The following is a 16088-nucleotide window of genomic DNA, read 5'->3' on the forward strand; positions in this document are numbered from 1 at the left end:
AAAATAGCAGGTAATATCTGCGGCAGCGGCTGGTACAAACACATCCGCTTTGCCCCAAATAAACTGCTGGAAAAAACAATTAAATATCTTAGAAAAGCACTAACAGATTTTAGAAAGAAGGTGGTGCTAAATTAAAACCACCAGTACAGTTTAGACTAATTTTTTAAGCTATGAAAACCATAGTTTAGTTAAGTGCGTCTAAAATCTGGAAGCTGGACAATTTATTTAACTGGCTATTTAAATTGAGACTAAATATTTAATTTTAATAGATTGAAATTATTTTTTAACGGCAAAAATCTAAAAAGAACTATTTTAACTTTTTACTTGCCGAATTCAAGTTTAAATAATAATTTTTAAAATAAAAGTAAATTATAAAAGTTAATAAAATTAGGAGATAAAAATATATGCTTATTTTACAGGCATTTTATTGGAATTGTCTTGATGACTGGTGGGAGGAAATAAAGAATGGAATCCCTACTTTGAGGAAAAAACCTTTACCAGGTTTGAAGAAGAAAAATTCCCCAAAAATCATCAGCACTTCTGTCATGAATGTGGTGGCTGCAGCAGCCACAACAGCTTTGGGGAAACAATCTGTTATTACTCAGATGATCACTATATGAAAAATGAACTGATCAACTGGGCTGAATGGCTGAAAAATGAAATTGGTTTTGACAGCTTCAGGCTGGATAATCTCAAAGATATGCGCTGGGATTTTGCGAAGGAATTTGCTGATCATTTCAGGGATAACACCTTATGGTGGGTGAATTCTGGCATGGTGATGACCGCATTCTGGAAGAATTTATAGATCACAGTCAGATAAATTTATTTAACTTTCCCTTTTATTACAGCATCAAGGAAATGTGTATGGACCCGTTTTTCCCTGTGCAGAGTTTAGAAGGAGTTTCCAAGGAAAACAGGGTAAACTTTTTATCAAACCATGATATAGAAAGAGAAGAGAGAGATTTTAACCATGATGCCATTATTACCAACAAAGAACTTGGCTATGCCTATATACTTTTCCAGGATAATCCGGCTGTTATTTACTGGAATGACTATTATTATTCCGGCTTGAAAGTTGCGGGCAGGGACTATGAAATATTTGTCCAGGATTAAAGGAAAAAATTAATCTGAAGGAAGGATTTTTTATGTCTAAAGATACAGATATTAAAGAGATTTTAAATAAATATTACGGTTACAGCAGTTTCAGAAAAGGTCAGCAGAAATTAATAGAAAACATTCTTAAAGGCAGAGATACAGTTGCTGTGATGCCTACAGGTTCAGGGAAATCACTCTGTTATCAGATCCCGGCCCTTATTTTCGAAGGGCTTACAGTTGTTATTTCTCCTTTGATTTCTCTGATGAAGGATCAGGTTGATGCCTTAAAAGAAATGGGAATTAGGGCAGCATTTATCAACAGCTCGATCTCAAACCAGGAATTGGAGGCCAGAATTAATGCTGCCTCCAGGGGAGAATATAAAATGCTTTATATTGCTCCAGAGAGATTAAATTCATTTCGTTTTTTAAAGCTCCTACAGCAGATAAAGATCGAGATGATTGCAGTTGATGAGGCTCACTGTGTATCACAGTGGGGACATGATTTTCGCCCCAGCTATTTAAATATTTCGCGGGTAATTGATAAACTTAGTCCGCGGCCTATTCTGAGTGCTTTTACAGCCACAGCTACCCCGACAGTCAGAGAGGATATCAGCAGTCAGCTCCAGATGGAAAAACCCAATATCTATACAGGTGGTTTTGATAGATCTAATCTGAGCTTTAAGCTTCGAAAAGGGATTGATAAGGATCAATTTTTGAAGGATTATCTAAAAGTTAATTCAGAGCAGCCGGGAATTATATATGCTGCAACCAGAAAAGAAGTCAACAGAATTTATAAGCTGCTAGCCGAGCTGGATTATGAAATCGGCAGGTATCACGCCGGTCTGACCGAAGAGGAGCGGACAGCAGTCCAGGAGGATTTTATTTATGACAAGCTTAAAATTGTGGTGGCCACAAATGCCTTTGGGATGGGGATTGACAAGTCCAATGTTCGTTTTGTAATCCACTATAATATGCCCAAAAATATGGAATCCTATTATCAGGAAGCTGGTCGTGCCGGTCGTGATGGTGAACCAGCAGATTGTATTTTACTCTACTCACCGGGAGATAAACATATTCAGAAATTTTTAATTGATCAGGTAGAAACTTCCCCGGAAAGAAAAGAAGAACATTTAAAAAAACTGCAGCAGATGGTTGATTACTGTCATACCAGTAAATGTCTTCGTGCTTATATTTTAGAATATTTTGGAGATCAAGAGGTGTCCAAAAGCTGTAATAACTGCAGCAGCTGTAACGACCAGCGTGATTTAAAGGATATAACCGTTGAAGCCCAGAAAATTTTATCCTGTGTTTACAGACTAAATCAGCGCTGGGGAATCACAGTTACAGCAAAGGTTTTGGCCGGTTCAAAAAGCCAGAAAATTTTAGAGTCAAATTTTGATCAGCTTTCAACCTATGGAATCATGCCGGATTATACAATTAAAGAGATTAAAAATCTGATTAATCTGCTGGTGGCTGATGATTATTTGAGTCAGTCAGGAGCTAAATATCCGCTGTTGAAATTAAATCAAAAATCTTATCAGATTATGAATGGTGAGCTTGAAGTGGAAAAAAGAGTTGAAGCAGAACAAAAACAGGTCAGTGAGGAAAGTGAACTCTTTATGATCTTAAAAGAGCTGCGTAAAGAAATTTCTCAGAAGGAGGGAGTTCCTCCCTATATTATTTTCCACGACAGCACCTTAAAGGATATGTGCAGGATTCTACCGCAGAATCAGGCAGAAATGCTTAAAGTAAGTGGTGTTGGCGAAGTTAAGTTTAAGCGCTACGGTCAGGATTTTTTAGATAAAATTAAAGAAAATACTTCTTAATAAATGGGTGGACATAGTGACCGATAAAACAAAGAAAAATTTAATTTATTTTATTAGAAAATAACTTACAGCTAATATAATTTTAATAAAAATACTGTATAATATTACTAATAATATTAAAAATCACTTATTGAGGTGATAAAATTGGATTTAGATAAAATTCTGGCAAAAGGAAGAGTACCCGATTTTTTATTGAGGCGAGGAATTAGAAGGGTTATTAAAAAGCGAATAAAAAAGCAGAATCAGATTGGAATTGAAGCTCGCTTTAATTACTTAAAAAGTTTTATAGAAAATTTAAAAACACAGCCGATTGCTGTCCAGACTGAAGCTGCCAATGAGCAGCACTATGAACTTCCACCAGAGTTTTTTGAGAAAATTCTGGGCAGAAATTTAAAGTACAGCTGCTGCTACTGGAATGATGATTTAAGTTATAAAAAGTTAAAAAAAGAAGATGATCTGCAGCAGAGGCTTGATCAGGCTGAAGATGAGATACTCAAACTGACAGCAGAAAGAGCAGAAATTGAAAACGGACAGAATATTTTAGAACTTGGCTGCGGCTGGGGCTCACTTTCTTTTTATCTGGCAAAGAAATTTCCTGACTCTAGGATTATTGCCATGTCAAATTCAAAGCTGCAGATAAATTATATTAATCAGCTGGCGGCCAAAAACAGAATTAAGAATCTAAGGGCAGTTAAAGCAGATATCAATAATTTTACTACAGATGCCAGATTTGATCGGATAGTATCGGTAGAGATGTTCGAACATATGCGTAACTATCAGAAGTTAATGCAGAAGGTAAGCAGCTTTTTAACTGATAAAGGCAAACTATTTATTCATATTTTTACGCATCAATTTTATCCCTTTACCTATCAGGACAGCAAAAATACTGACTGGATGGCCCGTTATTTTTTTAGTGGAGGTACAATGCCCAGTCAGGATCTGCTCCATTATTTCAGCAGTGATCTTAGCTTAGAAAAGCAGTGGGTAGTATCAGGTATTCACTATCAAAAAACTTTAGAGGCCTGGCTTGCAATTATGGATCAGAAAAAACAGTCTATTTATCCTATTTTAGAATCAACCTATGGAGCTCAGGCAGCTGAGAAGTGGTGGAATTACTGGCGGCTATTTTTCATGTCTTCAGCTGAATTTTTTGGCTACAATGGTGGAGATGAGTGGTTTATTAGCCATTATTTATTCCAGAAATAAATGTAGTGTCTATTAATAAAGTGTACCCATACATATTTATTTGTGTATGGTTTTTATTTATCTTCGGGAAATTCAACTCTGGTTCTGGGCAGACTTTCTGGATAATTTTCTTGAATAAATTTGATGAGTTTTTCTCTCAAAAAGACTCTTAATTCCCAGGCAGTTGGAGAGTCATCAGCACTAACCAGAATTCTTAATTCCATAGATTTTTCGCTGGCATCTGTAACCTGAACCACTTTAACCTTGCCATCCCAGAGTTTATTATCTTCTAAAAGGCGATCCAGTTCTTCTCTAACCGCATCAACAGAAATTGTGTAATCTGTGTATAAAAAAACTGTTCCCAGAATGAAAGAGGATTTACGAGTCCAATTTTGAAAAATATTGTCGATAAAATAGGTGGTGGGAACAACCAATCTTCTGCGATCCCAGACCTTAACTACAACATAGGTTAAATTAATTTCTTCAATCCAACCCCACTCTCCATTGACAATTACTACATCCTGAACCCTAATTGGCTGGGCAATAGCAAGCTGAATCCCGGCAATTATTGAGGCAATTATTTTCTGAGCTGAAAAACCAATAATAATACTGGCCACCCCGGCAGAAGCAAATAAGCTGATTCCAACCTGTCTAATCGAATCAAAGGTCATTAAAGCAGCAGCAACTGCAATAAAAATAATCAATACTTTAATTACTCTTTCTAAGATTCTGTATTGAGTATGTATTTTGCGGGCTCTTAAATTATTGCTGACATCAATTTTGTGAGTGTCATCAAGATAAAGCCTGATTAAATGCATCAATCGAATAATAAACCAGCTAATTAGAAATATAATTGTTATTCGTAAAAGATGATTTAAAAAAGCAAGAATTTCATTGCTCTGATTAAGGTAATAAAATGGGATTAAAAGAGCAACATTTAAAAATAGGTAAAGCAGCGGAATTTTAAGATTTTCTCTGATCTGTTTATATCTTTTTTCACTTAAGTCTTTTAAAATAAATCTGGTTGAATAGAGTAAAATAAAATAAATAACTGTAAAAGCCACAAGCGAAAATAAAAAATTTAAATACATTGAGTCACCACCTCTTTCAATTACTATAATTATAAATCCCAGACGGATAAAATTCAAATTCTTAAATCCCACTTTTATTTTACACTAACAATCTCATTTTATTTTCTACTAATATATTGTATTTTCCTAATTTTAGATTAAAGTTTTTATTTAAATTTGTTATAATATTATTTAGAAATAAAATTGCAAAAATAGGCTCCCGGGCAGGGTTTTAATTATAAATATAGAAAGTATATTTAGATAAGGAGGCATAAAAATGGATATTACCTGTGATCAAAGCTGTGATATGGGATATATTTATCTGCAGAAATTTAGTAATAACTATGATTATAGTTTTGATAAAAGTAGACTGATAGCATCAAATCAGCCTATAGAAGTAGTGGACAGTGTTTATCTTAAATTAAATAAACTTAACTGGCCTAATAAAAAATATAATGATGCAATTATGGATGGAGATTTTATAGAAGAATTTCAGAATGACCTGGATAATAATGGTTATATTAAGGGCATTGAGTTGCAGTTGACTGAGTCCAGATTGAAATATTTGATAGAAAATTATAAAATTGCAACCTTTGAGTTTAATGACAGCCAGTATTATTATATTGCCTTTGCTGAAGATAATGCAGTTTTTGATGCTGAAAATTATGTTTATACTTTTACAGATAAGGAAGATGCTTTTGTAATTGTTAGCCGCAGTAAGGAAAGGCGTTATCAGATTAATTTAAATAAAAATAAAGAATCTGAAAAATCATTAAGTCCTAAAATTGCTTTTATCAGGGCTTTAATTTTTAAGGAAAGTTCTCCCTATGATATTGATTATTTAAAAAGTTTAAAGCTTTATATTAGCAATGATGATTATTAAAATAAGCTTTAAAATATAAATTCATTTAAGTCGGACTATTAAATTTTAGTCCGGCTTAAATATTAAATACAACTTTATAATTTGAGTAAAGTTTAAGTTTAAGGAAGCCTATTCATAATATTTCAAAAGCATACCAAAACATGTTCAAAGAGTATTAAAAATATTGAAAATACTAAGGTCCTGTGCTATAATTTAACTGTAAGGAAAGGAGAGATTTTAGATGAATGTATATACTACAGATGAGGTTGCTGATATGCTAAAAATCTCCAGAAATTCAGTTTTGAAGTTAATAAAACGCAAAGAATTGAAAGCAAAAAAGGTTGCTCGGAAATGGAGAATTACTGAAGGCCATCTGCAGGATTTTTTTAGAGAGGTTGATAATTAATTGATAATCAGACTAATTTAAGATTTAATGTTAGTAATAAAGGGAAGGATCTGGTATTTATGATTTCTTTAACTATGGCTCGAAAGCTTGTTGAAGAAGCTAGAGGGGAAGAAATGCCTTTGATTTATACTGATCTTAGACTTCGTGACTGGTCCAGAGAAGGAGTGATTTCCCGGGTAAAGATAAAAAATGGCAGTGCCCTTTATCCAGATATAGTAACAACTGAGATTTTAACAACTTTAAGACTTAAAAGAAAATATAAACTTTCCGAAATTGCTGAAGCCAGAAAATGTCTGGAACTTGAAGGTAGTCATCCCCATCAGATAACAGAAGAAGAACTGATTAGATTTGTTAACTGCAGTAAATTATTTAATGACAAAAAATTGGTAACAAAACTCAGTCTTAGTCGGATTGAATCTCTGGATAAGATAAGAGAATTAATCGATGATCTGCTCCAGGAAAAAAAGCATTTAGAGGTAGTAGGGGATTATTTAAAAGAATTTTTGCAGGCAGAAAAAGAATTGAAAATTATTAGAGCAAGGCAAAATGAAGAAGTTGTTTCATAACTTATTAGCAGCCAATAGAGATATTGGCTTTTTTTCAATAATATTTTTAAAAATTTTATTTTTGAAACAGGATATTTTATACAGGAGTGATTAATTTGAATCGACCGAACTGGAATGATTATTTTATGGAAATGGCAGAACTTGCTTCCAGTCGTGCAAGCTGTCTTAGAAGAAAAGTTGGAGCAGTTTTAGTAAAGAATAAAAAAGTTCTTGCAACAGGATACAATGGAGCACCTAAAGAAATTCCACATTGCGAAGTTACTGGCTGTCTGAGAGAAGAGAAGAAAGTCCCGAGTGGTCAGAGGCATGAAATCTGCCGCGGAGTTCATGCTGAACAAAATTTAGTTGCCCAAGCGGCATTTCACGGGGTAGAAACTGAAGGATCAACAGTTTACTGTACCCATCAGCCCTGTATTATTTGTACTAAGATTTTGATTAATGCAGGAATTGAAAAAATATATTTTAAACATGCTTATTCTGATCCATTTGCTGAAAAACTACTGGAAAAATCAAATATTGACTTAATTAAATTCTTATAATAATTATATTTTTAAAATTTTACAGAGTGTTGGATGCTTACTATTTTTCAGCATATTTGATATATTATACTTAAAACATATTAAGATATTAAGGAGGAATGTTAGATATGAGAAAATATTTATCAATATTTTTTGTTTCTTTACTAATTTTTACAGCTTTAATGACAGCTTTACCAGTAGGTGCTCAAGATACTTCTAATTTTGATCAAATTATTGAAAAAATTTCGGGTAACCAAAATCTTAATTCTAATGAAAAAGAAGAAATTCTTGATCGGGCAATCGAATTATACTATGATGAAGGAGTTAATTTGGACGAAATATCTCAGATTTTAGACTCTAATAATGGCTATAATGATTTGAATAATGAATTTATCAATCTAGATGATTCAAATAATGAAGATAGTCAAATTAACAATGATGACAGTAAAGACAATGATTTTATGAATGATAGTGATGATGATTATCAAAAAGATGATGAGAATGACCATGAAAATGATAGAGATGATGAGAATGATAATGATCATAATGATGATGACGATGATCATAGAGATGATGATCACAAAGATGATAATAACAAAGATGATGATCATGAAGAGAGAGAAGATGATTAATATAATTTAATATAAAATGAGTATAAGAGTATAAAATACTCAGTAGTTATCTGAAACTGCTGGGTATTTTTTAATAAAGACTCCTTAAACAATTATTTGTCAGCGGAATATATGTAGGAGGGTAGTTCGAGATTAAAAGATATTTTTTTCAAATTTAATTACGGAAAGGAGAAAAAAATGAAAAAAATTGTAACATTTACTTTAAATCCGGCTGTTGATAAAAGTTCCAGTGTTGAGCATGTTAAAGCAGAAGACAAACTTTATTGTGATCAGCCTATTTTTGAACCTGGTGGTGGTGGAATTAATGTTTCGCGGGCAATCCATAAGCTGGGCGGAAGTTCTTTGCTTCTTTATACTTCGGGAGGTTTTACTGGTAAAAAATTGGACAAATTACTGGCTGATGAAAATTTAAACATACGTGCTGTTGAAATTGAAGCAGAAAGCAGAGAGAATTTAATTATCAATGAGAAAACATCCAATCTTCAGTATAGATTTGGAATGCCTGGACCAGAAATCAGTGAGCAGGAATATAATAAAATCTTTGAAGTCATGTCTGATCTGGATCCTTTTCCAGATTATTTTGTAATCAGTGGCAGTATCCCTGCAGGAGTAAGTGCTGATATTTATGCAGAAATGGCAGCATTTGCTAAAAAAAGAAAGGCAAAGGTAATAGTAGATGTTTCAGGTCCACCGTTAAAATCAGTAATAAAAGAAGGGGTATATTTAATAAAGCCCAATCTGGGAGAATTTCAGGAACTTGTAGGTAGAGAATTGCAGGATGAAGATGAGATTAAAGAAGCTGCTTTAAAATTTGTAGAAGACAGATGCTGCCAGGCGATTGTAATTTCGATTGGAGCAGGAGGAGCCCTGCTGGTTAACGACCAGAAGGCAGAATTTATGCGACCTCCAACTGTACCAATAAAAAGTAAAGTGGGGGCAGGAGACAGTATGGTAGCGGGAATTGTACTCAGTCTTGCTAGAGGGGAAAGCTTAAAAGAGTCATTTCATTATGGCCTGGCTGCCGGTTCTGCTGCAGTTATGACACCAGGTACTGAATTATGTACAAAAGAAGATACAGAAAGACTATATCAAAAAATAAGTGAAAATAATTAAGAATAATTTTTAAAGCTCTTCTCAAATTGGGAAGAGCTTTTTGTAAACTTAAAGGAATAATGAGATTATTATCGAATAATACTAATAAACTGGATTTTTTTATTGACCTAAAAGATAGGGGTGATTAAAATTAAAAATTTAATTATTATTTTACTCTTAATCACAGTGCCTTTTTTAATGACAGTCGATGCAGCAGCAAAAAAAAATATTCTTGTTCTGCATTCCTATCATCAGGGTCTGGAATGGACAGACCAAATTTCGGAAGGGATAAGGTCAGTTTTTCCTTATAAAGATGAAGTCAAAATATATTATGAATATCTTGATACAAAAAGAAATTACAGCCAGAAATATTACGAAAAATTAATTTCACTTTATCGGGAAAAAGCCAGAATTATTAATTTTGATGCAATAATTGTTTCAGATAATGCAGCTTTTAATTTTATTCTTAAGTATGGAGAGGAATTATATCCTCAAACACCGGTAATATTCTGTGGAGTCAATAATTTAAATAAAAATCTTCTAAAAAATCACGAAGATATCTGTGGAATAGTAGAAAAGGCAGAACATAGAAAGATAATTAATTTGATTTTAAAACTGCATCCTGATTTAAATAAATTGATTATTATCAACGATCAGACTCTGACAGGAAAAAACATTAAATCAGAACTAAAATTGATTTTAAAAGAATATGAAAACAGGCTTGATTACGAAATTTGGGATTCTTTTACAATTGATGAACTTCAGAACAGATTAGTTAAAATGGATAAAAACAATGTTATTTATCTTCTGGTATTAAACAGAGATAAAAATGGAAATTTTATTTCCTATAATCAGGGAATTAATATCATTAGAGGTGTCAGTAATAATCCAATTTATGGGGCCTGGGATTTTTTTCTTGGTAAAGGAATAGTAGGCGGCAAGTTGATTTCTGCTCAGGCTCAGGGAAGAGAAGCTGCCCTGATGGCTAAGAAAATTATCAGTGATCAAAAAGATTTATCTGGCAAAGTAGTTTATGATAACGGTAATGATTATTTTTTCGATTATTTAGAATTAAAAGAATTTGATATCAATAAAGATGAATTACCTGCCAATAGCAAAATAATAAATCAGCCGGAGCCTTTTTTGGAGAAAAACTATCAGTTTTTATTCTGGGGATTAATATTTTTGGCTGCAATTATTGTAGTCCTTCTAATTATTTTCTATTTTAAATATAAAGAAAAGAAAAAAATAGAAAAACTGAACAGGGAATTAGAAGAAAAGGTCAGAGCACGAACTAAAGAGTTAAGAAAAATGGTTATTACAGATGAACTTACAGGGCTTTTTAATCGAAGGCGTATTTTAGAACTTTTAGAAAAAGAGTTAGCGAAGTGTAGAAGATATCAGAGAAATCTTTCTGTTATAATGATGGATCTTGACTTCTTTAAAGATATAAACGACAGTTATGGTCATCAGTTTGGCGATCAGGTTTTAAAAAAAATAGGATATATATTACAGGAAAATACAAGAAAATTGGATTTAGTAGGCAGATATGGGGGAGAAGAATTTTTATTGATTTTACCAGAAACAGAACTCGAAAAAGCATCGCTTGTGGCAGAAAAACTGCGTCAAAAAATCAAAAAAGCAGAAATAAAAGGTCAGGATTTAAGGTTGACTGCCAGTTTTGGAACTGCCCAATTTGACGATGACCTCAGCCATCAGTTAATTAAAAAGGCAGATGATCTTTTATATAAAGCTAAAGCAAAGGGGAGGGATAGAGTAGAAAGCTAAGATATTACTAGATGAAGTCTGAAAAAATCTAAATGATGATGCCCAAACTTTTGAGGTTTTGACCGGGTTTAATACATTGCAAATAAAAATAAAGGATTTATATTTTAAAACGCTAATATTATTAATAAAGATTTTAAATTAATTTAATAAAAAAGGAGGTTTTAAGATGCATAATAGTGAATATATTGATACATTTGATGATCAGGAAATATTTCTGCGTCGGGATTTAGTTGATGATCCCGAAGCTGTTGTTGTTATTGTGCATGGATTAAATGAACATCAGGGTAGGTATGATTATCTGACTGGAAGATTTAACGGAGAGGGATTTAATGTTTACAGATTTGATAATCGGGGTCACGGCAGATCAGATGGAGCACAGTCTTATATAAATGATTTTAATACTTATCTTGATGACGCTGATACTATTGTTAATATAATTAAAAAAGAAAATCCTGATCTCCCAATTTTTATGCTTGGTCACAGCATGGGGGGCTTTATCGCTGCAGGTTATGGAATAAAATATCCTGATAAATTAAACGGTCAAATACTAACAGATGCTGCAACAAATACTCTTGATGCTTTCAGTGAATTAAATGATATCAGTCTAGAAGAAAATCCGGATATGACTCTGCCTAATGAACTGGGGAATTTAATATCCCGGTCCGAGTATGTGGTAGATGATTATAAAAAAGATCCCTATGTTTCAGAATTTACCACTCTAAAGCTGATGAAAGTATTGATGGATGAAGGTATCCCCTGGCTGGTAAATAACTTTAGTGAATTTAAATATCCAGTTTTAATTCTGCACGGGGAAGAAGATAAAATTGTTGATCCAGTCTGTTCAGAAAAATTCTATAAACATATTTCATCTCAAGATAAAAAACTAAAAACCTATCCAGAGCTCTATCATGAAATCTTAAATGAAAAAGAGAAGGAGGAAGTGATCAGAGATATTATTAAGTGGCTTAAGGAGAGAATTTAATCAAGTTAAATTAGAAAAATTATTAAGATTGACTTAACTCCCGGCAGCCTTTAATTGAGCAGTCGGGTTTTTATTTATTTTAAAATATGCTAAATTTTGTTTTTAACCTGCCTGGATCAGAGGATGAAGAATGGAATTAAAAAGCAGGAAGTCAGTGCTCTTTAACGAAGATTTATTTATAGATAGATAAAATAAATATAGGAGCTGAAAAATATGGAAAAAATAATAGAAAGATTTAAAAGGTATATAGCAGTAGATACAAAATCTGATTTAGATTCCGAAACTGTTCCCAGCACTGAAGGTCAGCTTAAACTGGGAAAACTTCTGGTTGAAGAATTGAATGAACTGGGACTTAAAAATGTAATTCAGGATGAAAATGGCTATATTTACGGGGAACTGCCTGCGAATACAGATAAAGAAGTTCCAACTATCGGCCTGATAGCCCACTTAGATACCAGTCCCGATTTAGATGGTAAAGTTACCAATCCTCAAATAGTTGATTATCAGGGAGGAGAGATTAAATTAAATGATCAGTACAGTCTGAGTCCGGCTGAGTTTCCGGCCTTAAAAGATTTAGAAGGGAAAAGGCTGATCACCACAGATGGAACTACCCTTTTAGGGGCAGATGATAAGGCCGGAATAGCAGAAATAATGACTGCTCTCGATTATTTAATTTCAAATCCAGAGATTGAGCACGGAACGATTAAAGTTGGCTTTACCCCGGACGAGGAAATAGGGAGAGGTGCTGATCATTTTAATGTAGAGGCTTTTGGAGCTGATTTTGCCTATACCTTAGATGGTGGACCACTTGGTGAGCTGCAGTATGAGAATTTTAATGCAGCCAGTGCTGATCTAAAAATTCAAGGAAAAAATGTGCATCCGGGTACAGCCAAAAATATGATGGTCAATTCAATGAAAATTGCGATGGAATTAGATTCTATGCTGCCGGCTGCAGAAGTTCCAGAACACACTGAAGGTTATGAAGGTTTTTATCATTTAATTGAACTTGAGGGTAGTGTGGATTATACTGAAATGAGTTATATTATCAGAGATTTTTCCCGCGAAGGCTTTGCAGAAAAGAAGGCCTTAATGGAAAAGGTAGTCGACTTTCTAAATGGCAAGTACGGTGAGCGAATAGAAGTTGAGATTGAAGACAGCTATTATAATATGAGAGAAAAGGTGGAGCCTCATTTTGAGATTATTGAGCTGGCGGAAAAATCAATGGAGGAGCTGGGGATTAAAGCAGATATCAAACCGATCAGAGGAGGAACAGATGGAGCTCGACTTTCCTATCTGGGCCTGCCGACTCCCAATTTATTTGCCGGAGGTTATAACTTCCACGGCCGATTTGAATTTATTCCGGTGGAGAATATGAAAAAAGCTGCCGAATTAATAGTTAAGATTGCAGAAAATGCGGTTCAGAATTAATAAAAGCAGCTTGATCTTAAAAAAATAGCCGCTGATCAATGAGCTCTTCTCTGAATGAGGGGGGCTTTTTTACTGTATTATTTGAAAACTATTCTCAATTAATTTGTTATTTTTATTGACATATGTTCATTATTATATTATAATTTATATCGTAAATAATGAATATAAATTTTTGGAGGGATATTTTTTGAAGAATTACGATCTTTTGATTATTGGTGGAGGACCGGCTGGAATTACTTTAACTAAAAATATAAAAAACAAGAGAGATATTGGAATCATGAGGCCTGAGGACCATTCGATGATCTACTGTGCGATGCCATATGTGATAGAAGATCTGCTGCCCTATGAGAAGACTCTAAAGACGGATTCGATTGTAACTGATACCGGGGCAGATTTAATCCGGGATCTGGCAGTGGATATTAATTTTGAAAATAAAACTGTTAAGACTGCAAAAGGTGATCAGTATGACTATAATGAGCTGATTATTGCGACTGGAGCTGATCCAATTCTGCCGCCAATTGCAGGAACAGAGCTGGATGGAGTTATGACTTTTAAGAGTGAAGATGATCTTAAAAAAATACTGGATACTGTTAACAGTGGAGTCGAAAATGTTTCTGTTGTTGGAGCAGGGGCAATTGGTATTGAGCTGGCCCAGGCTTTAAATGAGAAGGGGATTAAGACCAATTTAATCGACATGATGCCGACTGTGCTGCCCAATATGCTTGATCCAGAGATTGCCGAAGCAGCAGAGAAAGAATTAAAAGAGCTCGGCATTAACTTATATCTTGATCAAAGAGTAGTTGAGCTGAAAGGTGATTCTGCTCTGGAGGCAGTTATGCTGGATAATGAAGAAGAAATTGCAAGTGAGCTAGTTGTTTTTGCAGTAGGAATGAAGCCCAATGTTGATTTTCTCAAAGACAGCGATCTAGAAATCGCTGCTGATGGAATTTTAGTTAACGATAAGATGGAAACTAATATTGAAGATGTCTATGCTGCAGGAGACTGTGTGCAGTTTGAAAGCGGAATTACAGATGAAGTGATTTCCGGTAAACTGGCAACCAATGCTGTTGCAATGGGCAGAGTGCTGGCTGCAAATTTACTGGATGGAAACAGAAGTTATAAAGGGTTCTATAATGGTGCTGCTACTAAAGTTGGTAAATTCTATGTTGGTGGCACAGGGCTGACTGAAAAGCTGGCTGCAGAAAAGTATGAGATTGTTACTGCTCAGTCCGAGTTTAAAACTGCCTTTCCGATTATGCCCTTTGCTAAAGATGTTAAATTAAAGTTGATTGTCAATAAAGCTGACCGCAGAGTGCTGGGAGGCCAGATAATTAGTGGTGAGCCGGTGACCGATAAGGTTGATAAGATAACAATGACCGTGCAGTACGGGCTCAATGTTGATCAGCTCTTAGATTTCAATTATTCAGCTCAGCCCTATCAGTCATTTTATCCTGCACACAATCTCCTGGTTAAAGCTGCAGAAGAAGCAGTCAAAAAGCTGGACAGCTAGAAATTAATATAAAATAAATGCATTCAAAATCCTGTTTCCTTAATTGGAGCAGGATTTTTTTAAATTCGTAAAATTAATTTACTTCTAAACTTTAAATGATATAATTAAATTTGTGTAAAAATAATATTTAATAAACACAGGAGTGAATTAAATGGAATCAAATATTAGTAAAGAACAGTTAATGAACATAGCTGACCATTATGGTTTTAAAGAGTGGAGAGAGCTGATCTTTATGCATGAGTCAGCAATCGAGGAAGTAAACACCAAACTTAAGATTTTAAATAATGAATTTAAAATAATTCATGATCACAATCCAATTGAACATATTAAAAGCAGAGTTAAAAAACCAGACAGCATCATTGAAAAATTGGAGCGCAAGGGTTATGAGGTTAATCTTGAAAATGCTAAAACTAAGATCAATGATATAGCCGGAATTAGGATTATCTGTTCTTTTACCGATGATATCTATAAGATTTTAGAAATGATTAAGGCTCAGGATGATATTGAGGTTTTAAAGGTCAAAGATTATATCAAAAACCCGAAGGAGAACGGCTACCGGAGCCTGCATTTATTAATTCAACTGCCTATTTTTTTAAGCAGTCAGGCCCGGATGACTAAGGTTGAAATCCAGATCAGAACTATTGCCATGGATTTTTGGGCCAGCTTGGAACATAAGATTTATTATAAGTACAAAAACGATGCTCCAGATGAGATTCCTCAGAAACTAAAAGAATCTGCCGAAATGATAAAGAAACTCGACCAGCAGATGCTCAATATCAAAAGGGACTTGGAACAGTATTCAAAAGAACAATAATAAAAATTACGCTCTAAAATTTAGCTCCTATGTAACTGATAGTTCTGGAAATTTAATATCTCCTAAATCACAGTTAATATTTCTAATAAAAAATGGATCTCCTTTATAAAATGCTGGATTAGTACTAAAAAAGGAATAGATTTCTTTATCAAGAATAAAATATTAATAGAGATATTCACTAGCATTGCATAAAAATATTTAAGAAAAGTCAAGTTCTAGTTTCAGCGAGAATACTTGCTTAAAATAGAAAAACTCCTTATAATTGGGATTAGGATAGTCTTTGTCCAAATCCCAATAAATAAGGAGCAATCACT

16 protein-coding genes are annotated in these 16088 nt (G+C 33.8%); 15 read left to right on the plus strand and 1 reads right to left on the minus strand.

Going from position 1 to position 16088, the window contains the following annotated elements:
- Positions 1 to 448: 448 nt before the first annotated feature.
- From BW929_RS15405 to BW929_RS14405, 4 genes are all read left to right on the plus strand, one after another.
- A complete protein-coding gene (locus BW929_RS15405) occupies positions 449 to 805 on the plus strand; it encodes a hypothetical protein (protein WP_200805255.1) in 357 nt (118 codons plus the stop codon).
- The gene (locus tag BW929_RS15410) at positions 754 to 1113 is read left to right on the plus strand and encodes an alpha-amylase family protein (RefSeq protein WP_200805256.1); all 360 of its coding nucleotides are present in this window, start codon (positions 754 to 756) and stop codon (positions 1111 to 1113) included. The genes BW929_RS15405 and BW929_RS15410 overlap by 52 nt, the downstream gene beginning before the upstream one ends.
- A 32-nt stretch (positions 1114 to 1145) precedes the next feature.
- Positions 1146 to 2921, plus strand: a complete 1776-nt coding sequence (recQ, locus tag BW929_RS14400; protein WP_076546170.1) for a DNA helicase RecQ — start codon at positions 1146 to 1148, stop codon at positions 2919 to 2921.
- A gap of 135 nt (positions 2922 to 3056) precedes the next feature.
- Positions 3057 to 4127, plus strand: coding sequence for an SAM-dependent methyltransferase (locus BW929_RS14405; RefSeq protein ID WP_234978120.1), 1071 nt, complete (start codon positions 3057 to 3059; stop codon positions 4125 to 4127).
- 53 nt (positions 4128 to 4180) lie between these two features.
- Here the strand turns inward: BW929_RS14405 and BW929_RS14410 are convergent, their stop codons facing one another.
- A complete protein-coding gene (locus BW929_RS14410) occupies positions 4181 to 5197 on the minus strand; it encodes a mechanosensitive ion channel family protein (protein ID WP_076546172.1) in 1017 nt (338 codons plus the stop codon).
- Positions 5198 to 5453: 256 nt separating this feature from the next.
- Between BW929_RS14410 and BW929_RS14415 the strand changes: the two genes are divergently transcribed.
- The 11 genes from BW929_RS14415 to BW929_RS14465 all read left to right on the plus strand — a co-directional run bounded on the left by BW929_RS14415 (position 5454) and on the right by BW929_RS14465 (position 15774).
- Positions 5454 to 6059 carry a hypothetical protein gene (locus BW929_RS14415; RefSeq protein ID WP_076546173.1) on the plus strand — a complete coding sequence of 202 codons (606 nt, stop codon included), beginning with the start codon at positions 5454 to 5456 and terminating at the stop codon, positions 6057 to 6059.
- Between the two features lie 220 nt (positions 6060 to 6279).
- The gene (locus BW929_RS14420; protein ID WP_084566238.1) at positions 6280 to 6444 is read left to right on the plus strand and encodes a helix-turn-helix domain-containing protein; all 165 of its coding nucleotides are present in this window, start codon (positions 6280 to 6282) and stop codon (positions 6442 to 6444) included.
- 59 nt (positions 6445 to 6503) lie between these two features.
- On the plus strand, positions 6504 to 7010 hold the full coding sequence (locus BW929_RS14425) for a hypothetical protein (RefSeq protein WP_076546174.1): 507 nt from the start codon (positions 6504 to 6506) through the stop codon (positions 7008 to 7010).
- 95 nt (positions 7011 to 7105) lie between these two features.
- The gene (locus BW929_RS14430; protein WP_076546175.1) at positions 7106 to 7549 is read left to right on the plus strand and encodes a deoxycytidylate deaminase; all 444 of its coding nucleotides are present in this window, start codon (positions 7106 to 7108) and stop codon (positions 7547 to 7549) included.
- A 107-nt stretch (positions 7550 to 7656) separates the two neighbouring features.
- Positions 7657 to 8160 (plus strand): hypothetical protein, encoded by a 504-nt coding sequence (locus tag BW929_RS14435; RefSeq protein WP_076546176.1) that lies wholly within the window; start codon positions 7657 to 7659, stop codon positions 8158 to 8160.
- A gap of 177 nt (positions 8161 to 8337) precedes the next feature.
- On the plus strand, positions 8338 to 9273 hold the full coding sequence (locus tag BW929_RS14440; RefSeq protein ID WP_076546177.1) for a 1-phosphofructokinase family hexose kinase: 936 nt from the start codon (positions 8338 to 8340) through the stop codon (positions 9271 to 9273).
- Between the two features lie 177 nt (positions 9274 to 9450).
- On the plus strand, positions 9451 to 11040 hold the full coding sequence (locus tag BW929_RS14445) for a GGDEF domain-containing protein (RefSeq protein ID WP_159437168.1): 1590 nt from the start codon (positions 9451 to 9453) through the stop codon (positions 11038 to 11040).
- Between the two features lie 166 nt (positions 11041 to 11206).
- Positions 11207 to 12022: an alpha/beta hydrolase gene (locus tag BW929_RS14450; protein WP_076546179.1), complete on the plus strand. Its 816-nt coding sequence runs from the start codon at positions 11207 to 11209 to the stop codon at positions 12020 to 12022.
- A gap of 213 nt (positions 12023 to 12235) precedes the next feature.
- Entirely contained in the window at positions 12236 to 13450 is a 1215-nt protein-coding gene (gene pepT / locus BW929_RS14455; protein ID WP_076546180.1) for a peptidase T, read from the plus strand.
- 187 nt (positions 13451 to 13637) lie between these two features.
- Positions 13638 to 14960 (plus strand): NAD(P)/FAD-dependent oxidoreductase, encoded by a 1323-nt coding sequence (locus BW929_RS14460; RefSeq protein ID WP_076546181.1) that lies wholly within the window; start codon positions 13638 to 13640, stop codon positions 14958 to 14960.
- A 151-nt stretch (positions 14961 to 15111) separates the two neighbouring features.
- Positions 15112 to 15774, plus strand: a complete 663-nt coding sequence (locus tag BW929_RS14465; RefSeq protein WP_076546182.1) for a GTP pyrophosphokinase — start codon at positions 15112 to 15114, stop codon at positions 15772 to 15774.
- Positions 15775 to 16088 lie beyond the last annotated feature (314 nt).

The sequence above is a fragment of the Halanaerobium kushneri genome, assembly GCF_900156285.1.
Taxonomy (GTDB): Bacteria; Bacillota; Halanaerobiia; order Halanaerobiales; family Halanaerobiaceae; genus Halanaerobium; species Halanaerobium kushneri.

Bases quoted from the DNA above. Each gene is read 5' to 3' on its own strand.
- BW929_RS15410 (WP_200805256.1), top strand. From the start codon at position 754: ATGGTGGGTGAATTCTGGCATGGTGATGACCGCATTCTGGAAGAATTT.
- recQ (WP_076546170.1), top strand. From the start codon at position 1,146: ATGTCTAAAGATACAGATATTAAAGAGATTTTAAATAAATATTACGGT.
- BW929_RS14410 (WP_076546172.1), bottom strand. From the start codon at position 5,197: ATGTATTTAAATTTTTTATTTTCGCTTGTGGCTTTTACAGTTATTTAT.
- BW929_RS14415 (WP_076546173.1), top strand. From the start codon at position 5,454: ATGGATATTACCTGTGATCAAAGCTGTGATATGGGATATATTTATCTG.
- BW929_RS14420 (WP_084566238.1), top strand. From the start codon at position 6,280: ATGAATGTATATACTACAGATGAGGTTGCTGATATGCTAAAAATCTCC.
- BW929_RS14425 (WP_076546174.1), top strand. From the start codon at position 6,504: ATGATTTCTTTAACTATGGCTCGAAAGCTTGTTGAAGAAGCTAGAGGG.
- BW929_RS14435 (WP_076546176.1), top strand. From the start codon at position 7,657: ATGAGAAAATATTTATCAATATTTTTTGTTTCTTTACTAATTTTTACA.
- BW929_RS14440 (WP_076546177.1), top strand. From the start codon at position 8,338: ATGAAAAAAATTGTAACATTTACTTTAAATCCGGCTGTTGATAAAAGT.
- BW929_RS14445 (WP_159437168.1), top strand. From the start codon at position 9,451: ATGACAGTCGATGCAGCAGCAAAAAAAAATATTCTTGTTCTGCATTCC.
- BW929_RS14450 (WP_076546179.1), top strand. From the start codon at position 11,207: ATGCATAATAGTGAATATATTGATACATTTGATGATCAGGAAATATTT.
- pepT (WP_076546180.1), top strand. From the start codon at position 12,236: ATGGAAAAAATAATAGAAAGATTTAAAAGGTATATAGCAGTAGATACA.
- BW929_RS14465 (WP_076546182.1), top strand. From the start codon at position 15,112: ATGGAATCAAATATTAGTAAAGAACAGTTAATGAACATAGCTGACCAT.